Annotated in this window: 15 protein-coding genes; 10 read left to right on the top strand and 5 right to left on the bottom strand. The window is 44.1% G+C overall.

Going from position 1 to position 16641, the window contains the following annotated elements; translation table 11 throughout:
- The first annotated feature begins 7 nt into the window (after window positions 1-7).
- Entirely contained in the window at window positions 8-1255 is a 1248-nt protein-coding gene (locus tag AC1Q59_RS12280) for a glycosyltransferase family 4 protein (protein WP_492366126.1), read from the top strand.
- Window positions 1256-1952: 697 nt separating this feature from the next.
- On the opposite strand, the gene AC1Q59_RS12285 is transcribed toward AC1Q59_RS12280, so the two are convergent.
- The 5 genes from AC1Q59_RS12285 to AC1Q59_RS12305 all read right to left on the bottom strand — a co-directional run bounded on the left by AC1Q59_RS12285 (window position 1953) and on the right by AC1Q59_RS12305 (window position 8842).
- The gene (locus tag AC1Q59_RS12285; protein ID WP_492366127.1) at window positions 1953-3296 is read right to left on the bottom strand and encodes a SpoIID/LytB domain-containing protein; all 1344 of its coding nucleotides are present in this window, start codon (window positions 3294-3296) and stop codon (window positions 1953-1955) included.
- Between the two features lie 2 nt (window positions 3297-3298).
- Window positions 3299-4018, bottom strand: coding sequence for an SH3 domain-containing protein (locus tag AC1Q59_RS12290; RefSeq protein ID WP_492366128.1), 720 nt, complete (start codon window positions 4016-4018; stop codon window positions 3299-3301).
- Window positions 4019-4186: 168 nt separating this feature from the next.
- The gene (locus tag AC1Q59_RS12295) at window positions 4187-6448 is read right to left on the bottom strand and encodes an N-acetylmuramoyl-L-alanine amidase family protein (RefSeq protein ID WP_492366129.1); all 2262 of its coding nucleotides are present in this window, start codon (window positions 6446-6448) and stop codon (window positions 4187-4189) included.
- A 565-nt stretch (window positions 6449-7013) separates the two neighbouring features.
- On the bottom strand, window positions 7014-8051 hold the full coding sequence (locus tag AC1Q59_RS12300; protein ID WP_492366130.1) for an LCP family protein: 1038 nt from the start codon (window positions 8049-8051) through the stop codon (window positions 7014-7016).
- Window positions 8052-8203: 152 nt separating this feature from the next.
- A complete protein-coding gene (locus AC1Q59_RS12305) occupies window positions 8204-8842 on the bottom strand; it encodes a YigZ family protein (protein WP_492366131.1) in 639 nt (212 codons plus the stop codon).
- Window positions 8843-9406: 564 nt separating this feature from the next.
- On the opposite strand from AC1Q59_RS12305, the gene AC1Q59_RS12310 reads away from it, so the two are divergent.
- The 9 genes from AC1Q59_RS12310 to AC1Q59_RS12350 all read left to right on the top strand — a co-directional run bounded on the left by AC1Q59_RS12310 (window position 9407) and on the right by AC1Q59_RS12350 (window position 16627).
- Window positions 9407-10552 (top strand): sensor histidine kinase, encoded by a 1146-nt coding sequence (locus AC1Q59_RS12310; RefSeq protein WP_492366132.1) that lies wholly within the window; start codon window positions 9407-9409, stop codon window positions 10550-10552.
- A gap of 111 nt (window positions 10553-10663) precedes the next feature.
- Window positions 10664-11350, top strand: a complete 687-nt coding sequence (locus tag AC1Q59_RS12315) for a response regulator (protein ID WP_492366133.1) — start codon at window positions 10664-10666, stop codon at window positions 11348-11350.
- A gap of 254 nt (window positions 11351-11604) precedes the next feature.
- Window positions 11605-12447, top strand: a complete 843-nt coding sequence (locus AC1Q59_RS12320) for a DegV family protein (RefSeq protein WP_492366134.1) — start codon at window positions 11605-11607, stop codon at window positions 12445-12447.
- Window positions 12448-12732: 285 nt separating this feature from the next.
- Window positions 12733-12876: a hypothetical protein gene (locus tag AC1Q59_RS12325; protein WP_492366135.1), complete on the top strand. Its 144-nt coding sequence runs from the start codon at window positions 12733-12735 to the stop codon at window positions 12874-12876.
- A gap of 105 nt (window positions 12877-12981) precedes the next feature.
- A complete protein-coding gene (locus AC1Q59_RS12330) occupies window positions 12982-14562 on the top strand; it encodes an ATP-dependent helicase ComFA (RefSeq protein WP_492366136.1) in 1581 nt (526 codons plus the stop codon).
- Window positions 14555-15256 (top strand): ComF family protein, encoded by a 702-nt coding sequence (locus AC1Q59_RS12335; protein ID WP_492366415.1) that lies wholly within the window; start codon window positions 14555-14557, stop codon window positions 15254-15256. The genes AC1Q59_RS12330 and AC1Q59_RS12335 overlap by 8 nt, the downstream gene beginning before the upstream one ends.
- 75 nt (window positions 15257-15331) lie before the next feature.
- Window positions 15332-15763: a TIGR03826 family flagellar region protein gene (locus tag AC1Q59_RS12340; RefSeq protein ID WP_492366137.1), complete on the top strand. Its 432-nt coding sequence runs from the start codon at window positions 15332-15334 to the stop codon at window positions 15761-15763.
- A gap of 96 nt (window positions 15764-15859) precedes the next feature.
- Complete coding sequence (flgM, locus tag AC1Q59_RS12345) at window positions 15860-16123, top strand: flagellar biosynthesis anti-sigma factor FlgM (RefSeq protein WP_492366138.1); 264 nt, start codon at window positions 15860-15862, stop codon at window positions 16121-16123.
- 18 nt (window positions 16124-16141) lie between these two features.
- Window positions 16142-16627, top strand: a complete 486-nt coding sequence (locus AC1Q59_RS12350; RefSeq protein ID WP_492366139.1) for a flagellar protein FlgN — start codon at window positions 16142-16144, stop codon at window positions 16625-16627.
- Window positions 16628-16641 lie beyond the last annotated feature (14 nt).

The following is a 16641-nucleotide window of genomic DNA, read 5'->3' on the forward strand; positions in this document are numbered from 1 at the left end:
TGGGAAAATGAGAGTCATTTACTTATGCCAGCATTTTCCCCCTGAAACGGGTGCTCCGCAGATTCGTGTCTACGAAGTGAGCAAGGAGCTTATCAACAGAGGACATCAGGTGGAAGTCATAACAGCGTTTCCTCATCATCCGCACGGGATTATCCCAGAGGAATATCGGGGAAAGTTTTATATGTTTGAAAACTGGGATGGAATTCCCGTTCATCGGTCATGGATTTACCCATCTCCAAAGGGCAGCTTCTGGAAGCGTCTCGCTTCGTATTTTTCTTTTACCTTTAGTGCCTTTTATTCGATTATGAAATCAAAGCCGACCGATGTGATTATCACGAATTCGCCGCCGCTGTTTCTCGGGATTACCGGGTATATCGGTGCGAAAATGAAGCGAGCTAAATTTGTGTTTAATGTAGCGGATATTTGGCCGGAATCTGCGGTTGAGCTTGGGATTTTGAAGAATAAACAGTTTATTAAGCTGGCTGAGATTCTTGAAAGGTTCCTTTATAAGAAATCGTGGAAGATTGCAACGGCGACTGAAGGGATTTTAGAATACATGGTCCGCAAAGGGAAAAAGCGGGAGGATGTGTTCCTGCTTCCGAATGGGGTAAACACAGATACGTTTACGCCATTGCCGAAGGACCATGGTTTGTTGCAGGAAATCGGCATTGATGGGAAAAAGGTCTTTATGTATGCAGGTGCTCTTGGTTATGCGCAAGGATTAGATTCTGTATTGAAAGCGGCCGAGCTTTTGAAGGACAAGCTGCCTGATGTTCATTTCCTTTTTGTTGGAGATGGCCAGGAGCGGGAGAAGCTGTTGGCGATGAAAGAGGAATTGGGGCTTGATAACGTCACCTTTTACGGGTCTGTTCCTGTTTCGGAAATGCCTCGAATGTTTTCGATTGCCGATTACAGCGTCGTTTCCTTGCGGGATATTGATTTATTTAAAGGGGCTAGACCTTCGAAAATTTTCCCGGCGATTTCGTCTGGTGTGCCCGTGCTGTATTGCGGGAGCGGCGAGAGTGCGGCGATTCTTGAAGAGCATACCTGCGGAAAGATTGCGCTGCCGGAGAACCCGGTTGCGATTTCAGAAGCTGTTGCTGAGCTTGCCAAGGTTTCAGACGAAGAGTATCGTGTGATGGGCGAAAACGGCCGCAAGCTAGCCATTGACCAGTACTCTTGGAAGAGCATTGTGGATGATATTTTGGATAATATAGATGAGAAAAAGAGAATAGTTGAGAGAGCCAATTCGTAGAGCGGATTGGCTTTTTTCTATTGGGTAATGGGTGGTGGTGCGGTACGGTTGCTGTTGGGAATCGTTCCTTTGAGTGATGGATTTTTGGTGTTTCGGGCACGCAAGGGTGCGGAGCGTGCCCGAGGTTACGAGTTTATAAAGGGTGGAGGGAACGCTAGGGTGCGTATCGTGCCCGAGATTACGATTTTTAGAATGAGGAGGGAACGCAAGGGCAGGAATCGTGCCCGAGATTACGATTTTTAGAATGAGGAGGGAACGCAAGGGCAGGAATCGTGCTCGAGATTACCATTTTTAGAGTGAAGAGGGAACGCAAGGGCACTGAACGATGCCCTTGGGTCATGACTTTGCTAGTTTAAGGGAATCGAAGGGGTGGAACGATGCCCTTGGGTCATGATTTTGCTAGTTTAAGGGAATCGAAGGGGTGGAACGATGCCCAAGAATTATGACTTTGCTGGCTAAAGGGAATCGAAGGGATAGAACGATGCCCGAGCCTCATGATTTTAATGGTTTGAGGGAATCGAAGGGGTGGAACGATGCCCGAGAGCCATGATTTTACTAGTTTGAGGGAATCGAAGAGGAAGAACAATGCCCGAACAATAGTATTTTATCAACCTAAGGGCATCATTCCCATTCACCAGCACAAAAAAGGGAACCCCCTGGGCTCGCAAAGGCCTAGTAAGATTCCCATTACTATTAGTTATCTCGAAATCGTGGTTCCCTGGAAGTAATGCGTTAAGATTTTCTCGGCTGTCCAGCCTTTTTCGGCGTATCCTTTGGCTCCGTATTGGCTCATGCCGACGCGGTGGCCCCAGCCTTTTCCTTTAAGGGTAATGGTGGTGATGCCAGTCCCTGTTCCAGTTCCTTCGTTAGTAACGACTCCAGTAGCTGTTTGAATTGATACGTTGGAATCGGAAAGGGTCATTTCGCCGCTGGCGGTTTGGACCTTTTGCCCTTTCAGATCGCTAATGGTTGTTACTCCGTTTGAGGTTTGAACAGATACTTCCTGTCCAACAACAGCCGCTGAACCACTAGTTTCAATTGTGAACCAGTTGGATTGCAGTTTGTTATAAAGATTTGGGTTGTTGATCGGGAATAGGTTACGGATTTCTGATTCGTTTCCGTTTATCGTTTTATCCCCTTTGGTTGTTTTAAGTGTAATCCCGCGAACTTCGCCGTTAGCCCCAGTTTTAGAAACCTTCATATCTAAAATTTGTGCATCGGCTGGCATTTTAAAAGAGTTTAAAATCGTTGCTGCCGAGAAGGTTTCGGTCCAGTTGCTGTAAGGTGAAGACTCATAAGGATCGTCCACCGCTACTAAATATGGGAAGTACGTTTGATTCGAATTCCAGACATCGCTCACATTGGCTGTTTTTCCGCCGGATGTTGAGAAGAAGAAGGTTTGGATTGGCTTCCCGTTATGTTTCACAAGTAGACCTCTCGTTTCTTCAATCGCCGCATTCGTTCTAGCATCCTCACCTGAATAGCCGCGGTATACCTGGCTGGACGCTGTGCTTGTCAGCATGATCATGTTTGCAGCATAGCTTCTGGCAGAGATAGCTTGCGCTTTAAGCGCTTCTTTATGCCAGGATGCAGGCATTTCGCTTGGCACGACACCTTTGAGGTAGTCTTCCATGTCAAGGATATTTATAACTTCAATTTGGGTTCCGTTTGGTTTTAAAAAGAAGCTTCCTCGGTAAGTTACTCCATTGCTGACGCGTGTTAAAGATGTGCTACCATCTGCAAGTTCTTCTACATTAAATCCTTTGACAGACGTTTTTGTTTCTCCGCTGAAACTCACCGATACATTGGATCCATCTTTTACCGCTGTTAATGAGGACCCTTTTACCAGTGGGGTAATCTCACCTGTATCTAGATTGTTAAGCTGATAGTTTCCGCTTAATGTTAAGGTCACGCTATTCTTTAGAAAAATAGAAACCTTAACTTGATTGGGATATTGAGCCGTTTCGGCTGCTTCTGTATAACTAGGAAGATAGATCAGCAGCAAGATAAGACTGCTAACTATCGCTAAAGCCTTTTTCAATGTTATCTCACCTCACTGAGGGTGCCGGATACCCATCCTTTGATGCCAGATGAGGTTTGGACATTGTACCAGACTTCGCCTTTAGCGTTTGTAAAGGTTGAGATATATTTTAAGCTAGCTCCCTTTGGAAGGGTCTGAATAACATCGTAGCTTGTTGTTGCTCCTTTGCGTAAATGAACTTCGCCGAATGTAACCACGCTTGAAGGCGCGCTTGCAGAAGATTTGCTGACCGTTACATCGCCAGAGAATACCCAGCCTTTGACAGTAGAAGAAATTTCAACGCGGTACCAGAGACCTGTTGCAGAGTTGAAGGAGTCAATAACCTTTAAAGCAGCACCGTTCGCCTTTGTTGCAACGACTTTATAGCTTGTTGTTGCACCGGAATGGACTTTAACGGTTCCTTTTGCCGCATACACAGTAGAAGGAAGGTCGCCGCTAGCTGGCGGTGTGGTTACTGGTGGAGTTGTTACAGGCGGCGGTGTCGTGCCTGGTTGAGATAGCTGTGCTTTTAAGCTATTAATCTCTTGCTGCTGGCTATTAATTTTTGCCTCAAGGTCAGAGATTTTAGTTTTCATAGGATTGATCTGGGAAGTTACCCAGTCCACGCTTGCTAAAACTACATTGCTTGATGCATTCATTGCTTGTGGTGAAGAAATAACGGCGCCTGCGCCAATACCGATAGCTAATGCTCCGGCAGCAATTATCTTTTTCGAACGGTTCATCTTTTTTCCCCCTTATATGTAAATGAAAGGCTTTGTTAACCAACATGGAGTTTGCTGCTAATGCAGCATGTTATTACCAAGTCTATTAACAAAGCCCTATTTTAGTAATTACTAGAACCAATAGTAGATTACCATATTATTTTTTATTAGGAAATAGTTTTCCATTTATTAAAATTTGTTAAAGTATTCCTCTAATCCCTTTGTAATGCCCACAGCGGCTTTACGGCGGAATTCGTCTGAACGAAGCAGTGCTTCTTCATTTGGATTGGAGATAAATGCTAGTTCAACGAGAATACTAGGAAGCTCATTCATGCGATTCACATAGAAGTTTTGCTCTTTGACGCCTCTATTATACGTCTTAAGTGAAGAGACCATGTTTTTCTGAACAGATTCGGCCATTGTTTGGCTTCTAGGTCCGTTAAAATTAACGGTCGTGTTTAAATACGTAGTGGATCCCTTTGAAGTAGAAGAGAATGAATCCGCATGAACACTGATAAAAGCATCTGCCTGTGAAGCATTGGAAATTTGTGTTCGTTCAGATAGCTCCAAGAAGATATCAGTGCTGCGTGTTAATACAACGTTAGCACCGTACTTCTCTAATTCCTGTCCAAGAAGAATGGCTGTTGCAAGAACCACATCTTTTTCTCTTGTACCTTTTGGTCCAATGGCCCCGGTATCTTTGCCGCCATGACCAGCATCAACAATAATCGTTTTTCCAGCTAGCCCGTAAGGTACAGCTTTCACAGTCACCTTGTCCGAGTAGTCACGGATTGTAAAAGAGTAGCCAGGCTCAAAGGTGACGATGACAGATTGTCCAGCCGGTTCAATGGATTGAATACCTTTGACTTTTCCACTTGGAATATCAATACCCGTTAACCCGCCTGAAATCTTTAACCGATTGGAAGACAGGGTTGAATAGGAGATATCGAACTTGCTAGCTTTTTTCCAAGTGATCATTTGATTTCCATCTACTGTGGAAACACTTGGGGCCACAAGTTCTTTTTTCAGCAATTGAAGAGAATTCATGCTTGAATTCGAGATCCACCCGGCTTTTCCAGAGGAACTCTTAATATTAAACCACTTTTCTCCCGCAGCGTTGGTGAAATCGCCTAAAAGGGTTGCCTTCGTGCCCTTCTTAAGTACTTCCCTTACCGGATAAGAATTAGTTGCTCCGGAGCGAAGGGAGATATTGGATGCCCCTACGATAAAGATAGCACCAGGTTCGAATACTGAGTCTTCTGATACAACCGTTTCACTGACCCATGCAAGCTGGCCGCTGGATGTCATGACGTGATACCAAATGCGTCCATCCAGGTCTGTCTGGGATTCAACAGCTTGCAGCTGTTCGCCTCTTTTGGCTTGATCGACGACAGAATCATTTAAGGAAGGGCCGCTTCGTAAATTAGCTACATCCACATTAACAAACAAGGTAATATTTAAAGCTTTTTCCTTGCTGACAGATGCTGCAGGAACCCAGCCCATTAATGAAGGATTGACTTCCAGTCTCAACCAGGCTGTGCCATCTTTGTGCACAAAATGATCAATGACCTTAACCTGCTGGTTAGCCGATAATTTAATAACTGATGGATAGGTAGGCAGTGCGCCTTTACGTACATCTAGTCCGTCTACTTGACTGTATACGAGACTGCCGATTTCAGGAAGTTCGGCTGGAGGACTTGGCGGTTTTGGATTCTGCGTGGCATCAAATGCTTTTTCGTGAATCCATCCTTTGATTTTTCCAAGATCCGCGCGGTACCATGTCTCGCCTTGTGAATTTTTAAAAGTATCAATAATCGTAAGTTTTTGATTCTTAGAGACGTATGTGACGACCTGATAAGAATCAGTTGCCCCTTTTCTGACAGGCGAGCGGTCCACCTGAACAGTCTTTGTTTGTGTTTGAACCGGTGGCGCCGGTTTGTAATCGTCTGAAGGGCTTATGTAGTCTTGAATAACCCATCCCTTTGTCGAACCAAATTCAATGCGATACCATAATTCTCCTAAGCTATTAGTAAAGCTATCTAGGACTTTAACAGCGTTTCCTTTTGAAAGCTTTATAGCTACATCATAGGCAGTGGTTGCCCCTTTTCTGACATTTACCTGGTCAGCCGTAATGACTGCCATTTTTCCTGTCTCAATCGTTCCGGTGGCCTGGCTAGCAGAAAATAGTTCGGCGAGGCCCCATCCTTTCACGTTCCCCAAGTCGACCCGGTACCACTTTTGTCCGGCAGCATTCGTGAATTCATCTATAATTTTGACACTTTGTCCTTGTTTAATAGAAGTTACGATAGGGTAGGCGGTGGTTGCCCCTTTTCTGATCTCAACCGTTTGGTCTGCAGACATATTGGCTGGGAGATTCGGGCCTTCCGCTTGTGCGATGGCAGGAAACAAAGCCGCAGCGGCTAGAACTGATGTCGCGATAATTTTCTTCACAATTTTCCCTCCGTCGACATGACTTTTTCACTCACTTATCTATTTTAGCGAAATTTGTTGGATGTTCCAACCCGTAAATGTAAATATAGTACATTACTAATAAAAAAATGGAAAAATACACTTAAGCAGGGAAAGGGAAAGGGCTTGACATGGGTGGACGGGAGGATACCGATTTTAAACGTAGGTTATGTGCCCCATGATGATTGGGATATATTGTAATGGGGTTGGCGGCTAGTGTCTGTTGAGCGGAAGAATGGGCTGAAGGAATGAAAATAGAGTTTACGTGCCCGGGGTGTAGGGGGATGAGCTATTGCGGGAACGGGAAAGGGGCTCGCGTTCCCGAGAAGCGGTGTAAATTGCCAAAGAGGGAACGGGAGAGGAGTTTGCGTGCCCAAGAAGCAGTGGAAATTGTTAATGAGGGAACGAGAAGGGTGCTAGCGTGCCCGAGGAGCGGAGGAAATTGCTAAAGAGGGAACGAGAAAGGAGCTAGCGTGTCCTGGGAACTGAAAGCCCCGCCGAAAAAACACAAAAAAAAGAAGCCGTTCCAAGAAACGGCTTCACTATCTTAATTACTTTCATAACCCTGCGCTGATTCCGTATAATCAACTGATGATGACTGGTCATCAGAAGTTAGCTCTGTTTTGTTTTGCAGGGTGTTGTTCAAGGTGAGATTAATTTCGTTAATGGATTCTTCATTTGGAATGAAGTATGAAATGTTATTTATATACTGATTGTATCCATCAAGTGTCAGGTTTTGCACTTCGGAGTTTTTCACCTTTGTATATAATTTTACGAAACTAGCAAATTTGGATGGAGGGATGTTGGTCTTTACATTTCCCCCTAGATCATCCATCACATCATCAATCTTTGTAATTGAGCTGAAGGATGTCCCTTTGTCGATGATTGCTCTGATGACTTGCTTTTGTCTCTCGTTTCGGCCTGCATCGCCATTTGGATCTGTTTTTCTCATTCTTACGTACGCAAGTGCTTCGTTACCATTAAGCTCCATTTCGCCTTGGTGGTAGGTTTTCCATTTCAAGCTGCCAGTGAGCTGGGCTTTAAATGTAAATGGCACATCCACGCTAACTCCGCCCAGAGTATCGACAATATCTTCGAATCCGTCGAAGTTGGTTGTAATATAATAATCGATTGGCACATCGATCAGATCTTGTACCGTCTGAATAGTTGATTCCAGCCCGCCGTAGCTATAGGACTCAGTTATTTTCGTTTTAAAGCCCGCTGATTCAATATATGTCCTTGTGTCACGCGGAATGCTGAGCATATAAATCTGTTCTGTCTGCGGATTAACGGTTACTAATAAAATAACGTCTGAACGCTTTCCGCCGCCTTGCTCTTCAATTCCGAGCAGCAGCACATTAAACGGATCTTTCGTTACTTGTACTTCTTCTTCACGGTGACTTGCTATTTTATCGCGGTCTATTTCTTGATAAATATTATCAGAAGCTTGCTTTGCATGGTAAAAGATATTATAGGCATAATACCCTCCGCCACCTAAGGCAATAAGCAGGAAAAAAAGTACAAAATTACGCAAGAAACGCTTTTTTCGGCCCTTTTTCCTCCTATTTGTTCTGGATTTAGACATTCTATCCCCACTTTTTATATATAATATGAAAAAATCGGATTTCTATCTCTTTTAAGGTTTTCAATAATCTGGGTTTCTCGACAAAAAAGAACGATATTCGAGACAAACCTTGATGTTAATTTTACCTAAATTATTGTCAATCGTAAATATAATTATTTTGCCACTTCTTCCTCCAAATACAACTGATCGCCGGCAGAAATTTCTGCCTGTCCATTTGTAAGTTCTACCATCCAATTGGTAAAGTTCTCTGTTTGCTCCTCTTCAACGAAGGTTTCAATCTCAACAGACTCAAGATAATGGATCTCTTTGATGCTGTAAACAGATGACCTCAATTCATTTTCAAGCTTTCCAAGCCAGGTGTAGTCCACTTTAGTGTGCATGACTCTCATAAGTTTTCTTTTAACAATACCTGTCTCGTTGATGCCTTCAGAAGCTGATTTTCCGTATGCACGGATCAAACCGCCGGCACCTAGCTTAATTCCGCCAAAGTATCTTGTGACAACAACGACGGTGTCTTTTAAATGCTTTTTCTTTAGCACCTCTAGAATGGGCACGCCAGCAGTGCCGCTTGGCTCGCCGTCATCATTGGCTTTTTGAATCTGATCATTCTCGCCAATCATATAGGCGGAGCAATTATGTGTGGCATCCCAATGCTTCTTTTTGATTTGCTGGATAAAATCCTGCGCTTTTTCCTCTGTTTCCGCTCTTGCCACATGGGCGATGAAGCGTGATTTTTGAATGACAATTTCATGTTCACCATATTCTTTAACCGTATAATAACGGGGCAGCATACAAACCGCTCCTTTCTTAGCTTATGAAAAACAGGCTATAAAAAATTCCAATTGGACCTCGCTGAAATTCACTTTTTTAAAAGTGGAATCATTTTTTATTCTTTTGACAAATAATTAACAAATAACGCTCATTTTTTTCCTTTCAAAAGGGAAAAATATCCGCAAGAGGCTAATCGCCTTTATTCATTATAATTCGACATGCATGAAAACTTCAATTTACATACCCATTGTTTAAAATAAATGTAAAGTGTTGGTATAACATAATATTTTTGTAATGGAATTTTAATACTGCTGTTTTGAGCTCATGATATAATATCACTATCTTGATGGTGTTTAGTGGCATCAGGCTGGTTCCTGCTTATTTGAAGGTGTTTTATATAGGATATTAGACTTATGTTGAACGCTCAAGTCTATGCCTTTTTATCGAATTTTTATGAAAATGGTATAATTTAGCTGGTTGGCAGATAGTATATTGGGCCAATTCAAGCTAAAATGATACTAAATAGAGGATGGGTTCTATTAAAGAGAAAACTCCAGTCACTATGCGATTATGGAGGGTAAACCATGAGCAAAATAAAAAAATTCGATACAAAAGCACTGGATTTTATTTTACAAAAAATGATTGATACGGTTGGAACGAGCAAGGACGAAATTTTTCGCATTGAGGAGCAATGCCGTCAAGATCATCTTGCATTAACGGATGAACTAAAAATAATCAAAGAACAAGTGAAACAATGTATAGAGGATGGAGACAAATTAGACGTTAAGGCACGATTTGCAAGGAAACGCCTTTCTGAGGTGAGTATGCACTTCCAGGATTATACCGAAGAGCAGGTACGCGAGGCATACGAGAGAGCGCATCAGCTGCAAATGGATCATACGATGAATCAGCAGCGGGAAAAGCAGATGAGAGACCGCCGGGATGAAATTGAGCGCAGACTTGTTGGTTTAAATGAAACGATTGACCGTGCAGAGCATCTGATCTCACAGATTACGGTTGTCATGAATTATTTAATGAGCGACCTCCGGCAGGTTGGGGAAGTTCTTGAAGATGCTAGGCTAAAACAGGAATTTGGGTTGAAAATCATTGAAGCCCAAGAGGATGAGCGGAAACGGCTGTCCAGAGAAATTCATGATGGTCCGGCACAGATGATGGCCAACGTCATGATGCGGTCTGATTTGATTGAACGGGTATACAAGGAGCGTGGCGGGGCTGAAGCCCTTCAGGAAATTAAAAGCCTGAAGAAAATGGTCAGAAATGCCCTCTATGAAGTACGGAGGATTATTTATGACCTGCGTCCGATGGCTCTTGACGATTTGGGACTAGTCCCTACCCTCAGAAAATATCTGCTGACAACCGAAGAATATCATAAGTCATTAACGATTCGCTTTATAAATATGAAGGAAGAAAAACGGCTTCCCTCTAATTATGAAGTTGCTCTATTCAGGCTTGTACAGGAATCTGTGCAAAACGCGATTAAACATGCAGATGCCAATGAAATTACAGTGAAATTAGAAATTGACCATGAAGGTGTAACAGCCATTATTAAAGATGACGGCAAAGGCTTCGATATTAACGAAAAGAAACAGAACTCTTTCGGCATTATGGGAATGAGAGAACGAATAGAGCTGCTCGAGGGCCAGCTTTCGATTGATTCAAAACCAGGCAGAGGTACGATTGTTATCATTCAAGTGCCTCTAAATAATTGATAAAAATTTGTCAGCATTGAGTGTCGTTTAGCCTATTTGGACATGTTATAGTTGGAAAAACGATCTACATAAAGACAGAGATTACTGCAGTTGACTATTGGAGGGGAAACAATGACTACAAAGATTGTTATCATTGATGATCATCAGTTGTTCAGAGAGGGCGTCAAACGGATCCTTGACTTTGAAAAATCATTTGAAGTGGTAGCTGAAGGTGATGACGGCAGCGAAGCGGTTGAATTAGTAGAAAAATATCAGCCAGATGTCGTGATCATGGATATCAACATGCCGAACATAAACGGTGTGGAAGCAACCCGTCAATTAATTGAAAAATATCCAGAATCAAAGGTCATCATCCTATCAATCCACGATGACGAAAATTACGTGTCACACGCATTAAAAACAGGCGCGAGCGGCTATCTGCTAAAAGAAATGGATGCAGAAGCATTAATCGAAGCCGTAAAGGTTGTGGCTGATGGCGGATCATACCTGCATCCAAAAGTGACGCACAATCTAGTTAATGAATACCGCCGTTTGGCATTGGCAGAAGCTGGACAAGGCCGTGACTATACACAGCGCGTGGATGTACGCCGTCCACTGCACCTGCTTACTCGCCGTGAATGTGAAGTCCTTCAGCTCCTAGCTGACGGAAAGAGCAACCGTGGAATTGGCGAAGCCATCTTCATCAGCGAAAAAACAGTCAAAAACCATGTCAGCAACATCCTGCAAAAAATGAACGTAAACGACCGTACCCAAGCCGTAGTAGTAGCAATCAAGAATGGCTGGGTTGAAGTAAGATAATGGACAAGGGGACAGGCACCTTGTCCTGTTCTTTGTCCAAGTGGCAGGGACAGGGGGAAAGGCACTTTGTCCTGTTTGAATAAGCTGTCGCTCTATTGCGGCAGCTTTTTTTGTGGACAGGCACTTTGTCCTGGTGCGGACAGAGGGACAGGCACCTTGTCCTGCCTCTTTTAATCTCCAAAAAGAATGCATTTCTTCCTAATTTCATATAAAATGGAAACGAACATTAGTAGAAAAATAAGGATGGTACATATATGGTAAAAACGGCAGTAGTCACGGACAGTACGGCCTATATTACGAAGGAATTGCGTGAAAAGCTAAATATACATATGATCCCTCTTAGCGTCATTTTCGGGAACGAGACGTACCAGGAGGAAGTGGAAATTACCGCTTCACAGTTTTATGAAGAGGTAAAGCATAAAGATTTGCCAACCACCTCACAGCCGCCAGTTGGCCAGTTTGTTGAGTTATTCGGGGTGCTTTCACAGGATTACGATGCGGTGATCAGCATCCATTTATCGAGCGGAATCAGCGGCACTTACCAGGGATCCGTAACTGCAGGAGATATGGTTGAGGGGATTGACGTTTACCCGTTTGATTCAGAAATTAGCTGCATCGTGCAGGGATTCTATGTTATTGAGGCGGCAGAGATGGCAGCTGCCGGAAAAACTCCGCAAGAGATTTTAGAGCGCCTCGAGGAAATGAAGAAATCCGTCCGCGCCTACTTTATGGTTGATGATCTATCCCATCTGCAGCGTGGCGGCCGCTTATCAAGTGCGCAAGCTTTGATTGGCAGCCTGCTTCAAGTTAAACCGCTTCTCCATTTTGTAGACAAAGTCATCGTTCCATTTGAAAAAATCCGCACTCGTAAAAAAGCAATGAAACGAATCGTTGACTTGCTAGAAGAAGATGCAAAGAGCGGCGAGCCCTACAGAGCGGCAATTATTCATGCCAATCGCGAAGAAGAGGCAATGGAATGGAAAGCCGAGCTCGAAGCCAAATTTCCGAATGTAGAATTTATGATCAGCTACTTTGGGCCAGTCATCGGGACTCATCTGGGCGAAGGCGCTATGGGGCTTGGCTGGGTGAAAAAATGATTTTTGTTTAGCACTTTAAAGCAGCGGGGGCCTGACCCCCGGTGCTTTAAAGCGATAACGTCTATGAAAGAGGATTAATGGACAGGATTGAGCAAGAATCAGAGTGGATTGTTCATAAGCGGGTTTCTAATGGACAAGATTGAGCAAGAATAAGAGCGGATTGTCCATGAGTGGGTTTCTAATGGACAAGGTTTAGCAAAAATCAGAGCGGGTTGTCCATGAGCGGGTTTCTAATGGACAAGGTTTAGCAAAAATCAGAGTGGATTGTCCATGAGGGGGTTTCTAATGGACAAGATTGAGCAAAAATCAGAGCGGATTGTCCATGACCGAGGTTCTAATGGACAAGATGGGCAAGAATCAGAGTTAAGAGTCCATGAGATAGGTTCTAATGGACAAGGTTTAGCAAGAACGAAAGCAAAGTGTCCATGAGCAAGGTTCTAATAAACAAAGATTAGCAAGAATCAGAGAGTTGAGTCCATGATATGAAATCTTAGCACCAGCATCGATTAAAAAAACAAAGAAAAAGGTGATCCAATGAGATTTGCTGTATTCGAAAATAAAATAGTCCCCGACAAACTGCTAGAAAACCCAGCTAAAACAACTCGCATTTCCTCCATTGAACAGCTTCCACAGCAGCCACTAAACAAACATTACCCATTTAACACCGATCTACAATACCAGCTCTCCGGAAAACAGCTACTCATCGATGAACTCCCTGTCCCTTTATCCGAAATTCAAGAACACTACGAAAATGGCTATCTCATATATAGAAAAGGAATTATCACCGAAAAAAACAAACCTACCTGTACTCGATGCGGCAATAGGAGCCACCATCTTTTTGCTAAATTCCCGTGTGCTCGTTGCGGCGAGGATTGCCTGTACTGCCGGAACTGCATCATGATGGGCAGAATCAGCGAGTGCACACCGCTAGTCAGCTGGACCGGCCCAGAACTCCAGTGGCTATCTGCAAACATCGATCCTCAAAGCCCGGCCCCGGAATCAAAACGATCCGTTCTTGAATGTGCAGTCTCAAAGATCCCAAAGCACCCTGCAATCACCCAACTCCAATGGACCGGCACCCTATCCCCAGGCCAGCAAACCGCCTCCAACAGAGTAGTACAAGCCATCCAAGACAACAAAGAGCTAACCGTCTGGGCGGTATGCGGAGCGGGAAAAACCGAAGTACTCTTCCAAGGAATCGACCACGCACTCACCAATGGAAAGCGAGTCTGCCTGGCAACCCCAAGAACAGATGTCGTCCTAGAATTAACCCCAAGGCTCAGAGCAGTTTTTCCAAAAATTCAGGTCGCCTCCCTATATGGCGGTAGCGAAGACAGACATCTCAACGCAACGCTCACCATCGCAACCACACATCAGCTTCTCCGCTTCTACCAAGCCTTTGACACAATCATCCTAGATGAAGTTGATGCATTCCCGTACTCCGTCGATGAATCCCTCCAATATGCCGTCACCCAAGCGAGAAAGCCAACCTCATCCATGATCTACCTCACCGCTACGCCAAACACCAACTGGCAGGCCGATTTCCGCCGAGGAAAAAGAGACTACGTCACGATCCCGGCAAGATACCACGGCCATCCCTTGCCAGTACCGAAATTCCAGTGGTGCGGAAATTGGGAAAAGCGGCTGAAAAAGAACCGCCTCCCAGCAAACGTGCTCCAATGGATCCAAACCCGCATCAACGCAAACAAGCAGTGTCTGCTGTTTCTTCCAAAGATCAATAAAATGGAAAAAATCCTTCCGATTCTCCGCACACTCCATCCAAAAATAGAGGCCGTACATGCCGAAGACCCGCAACGGAAAGAAAAGGTCCAGGCCATGCGAAACAAGGAAACGCCAATGCTGCTCACAACAACCATTCTCGAAAGAGGTGTCACTTTTCCAAATATAGATGTGGCTGTCCTTGGAGCGGAGGATCGAATATTTACGGAAAGTGCCCTTGTGCAAATTGCTGGCCGTGTCGGCAGGAGCGCCCAAGCGCCAAGCGGTGACATCACCTTTTTTCACTATGGAAAAACGGAAGCAATGCTCAAAGCGAGAAAGCAAATCCAAAAAATGAACGAAGAAGCGAAAAAGAAGGGACTGATCGATTATTGACCATTGTTTGATTTGCCATGCAGAAATATCATCGCAACTTAGCTGGACTACTTTATTTTCAAAAGAAAGCCAAGCCCAAATCTGTGCAGTCTGCCAAGCGAATTTTTCAAAAATAGACGGTGAAACATGCCGCACCTGTGACAGACCGTTAACCAACGTAGATCCAAAATTTAAGGTCCAGGACCAATGCTTAGACTGCGTCCGCTGGGAAAAAGAACCCGAATGGGCAGGTGTTCTAGAAAAAAACCACTCTCTATTCACCTATAACGACTTTGCCCAAGAGGTCATTGCGCGCTTCAAATTCCGAGGGGATTATGTCCTTGCCCATGCGTTCGCGCCCCTTATAAAAAACAAACTGCATTCCCTCACTTTCGACGCCATTGTCCCCATCCCTCTAAGTGAGGAGCGCCTCTACGAACGAGGCTTCAACCAATCAGAAGCGTTAATCCATGCATGCGGGCTTGAACCCGCCCATCTACTCACAAGAACCCACACAGAAAAACAATCAAAAAAATCCCGTTCCGAGCGGATTCACCTCCCGCAGGTTTTTCAAATACAAGGAGAAGCCACAGCAAAAAGTATCCTCCTCATTGATGATATTTACACAACAGGATCCACCCTCCGGCATGCAGCCAAGCAATTAAAGGAAGCGGGTGCCAAAACAGTCAGCTCATTAACACTTGCGAGAGGTTAACCAATCTGACATATGACAAAATGAAAACTCGGGCTATAATTGAAGTAGAAAATTTTACATAAGGAGGCAACGCAAATGCCTGAACTGTCAAACTGTCCAAAATGCAACGGAATCTTTGTAAAAACTCAATTCCGAGATATATGTGAAAACTGCTGGAAAGAGGAGGAAACCGCGTTCGATACGGTTTACAAGTTTATTAGAAAAAGAGAAAACCGTGCGGCAACAATCACGCAGGTTGTTGAAGCGACAGGAGTGGAAGAGGAGCTTCTATTAAAATTCATCAGAACGGGCCGCCTCAAATTAACGCAGTTTCCTAATCTTGGCTATCCGTGTGATAAATGCGGTGCCATCATCCGCGAGGGTAAGCTCTGTGAAAATTGTGCGGACGAGCTTCGCCAAGAGCTGGATACCTATCATAAAGAGGAAGAGCGTAAAAAGGAAATTGAAAACCGCGAGAAAGCCATTACTTACTTTGCTGTGGAGGATAAAATCCGGCCGCGAAAATAGGAAAAAAATCTAGTCCAAAAATACTGTTAAAAAATCGACACTTTTAACCGATAATAAAAATAGAGAAAAAAGATCGGCAGAAAGTGAGGGTTAGCAATGAAAATTAATAACATTGGACCATCTGGGATGAATCCGTATCAGCGTCAGATGAACAAAATGGACAATGCAGCTAAAACACCGGGCAAATCCGCAGACCGTGTGGAAATCTCCTCAGCCGCCAAGGAAATGCAGCAGGTTTCCCAATTTGCCAATGAGCGAAAAGCGAAGGTGGAGGAATTAAAGCTCCAGGTTGAAAATGGAACATATCAAATCAACCCAAATGAGGTTGCCAAGAGCATTCTCAACTTTTATAAAAAGTAAGACAGGAGGGGCCCGCCAATGTCAGCTGACGTATTAATCACAACACTTGATAAGCTGTTAAAGCTCCATCAGAGCCTGTATGAGCTAGCTGTCAGGAAAACCGACATCATCAAGAACGGGGACATGGACGCCCTCAATCAAATCTTAAAGGACGAGCAGACCCATATCGCTGCCATTGAACAGATGGAAAAGGGACGGCAAAAGGCAGCGAAGGCGATAGCACCAGAGGTGGAGCATCCAGCAATCTCGGATTGCATCAAACACCTTGATGAACCTGAACAAAACCACCTCGTCAAATTAGCTGACGAGCTAGCAAAAGTGGTGCTTCAATTAAAAGAACAAAACCACCTAAACCAACAGCTTGTTCATCATTCACTAAAATTTGTGCATCTTTCCATGGACTTACTGAGACCACAGCCAACAGAAATCAACTACGGCCCGCCTTCAAAAAGCAAACAGACATCTGTGGCAAGCCCTTTAGGCATGTTTAATTCGAAAGCGTAACAGAACGGAGGAAC

It is taken from the genome of Cytobacillus sp. MT66, assembly GCF_058792595.1.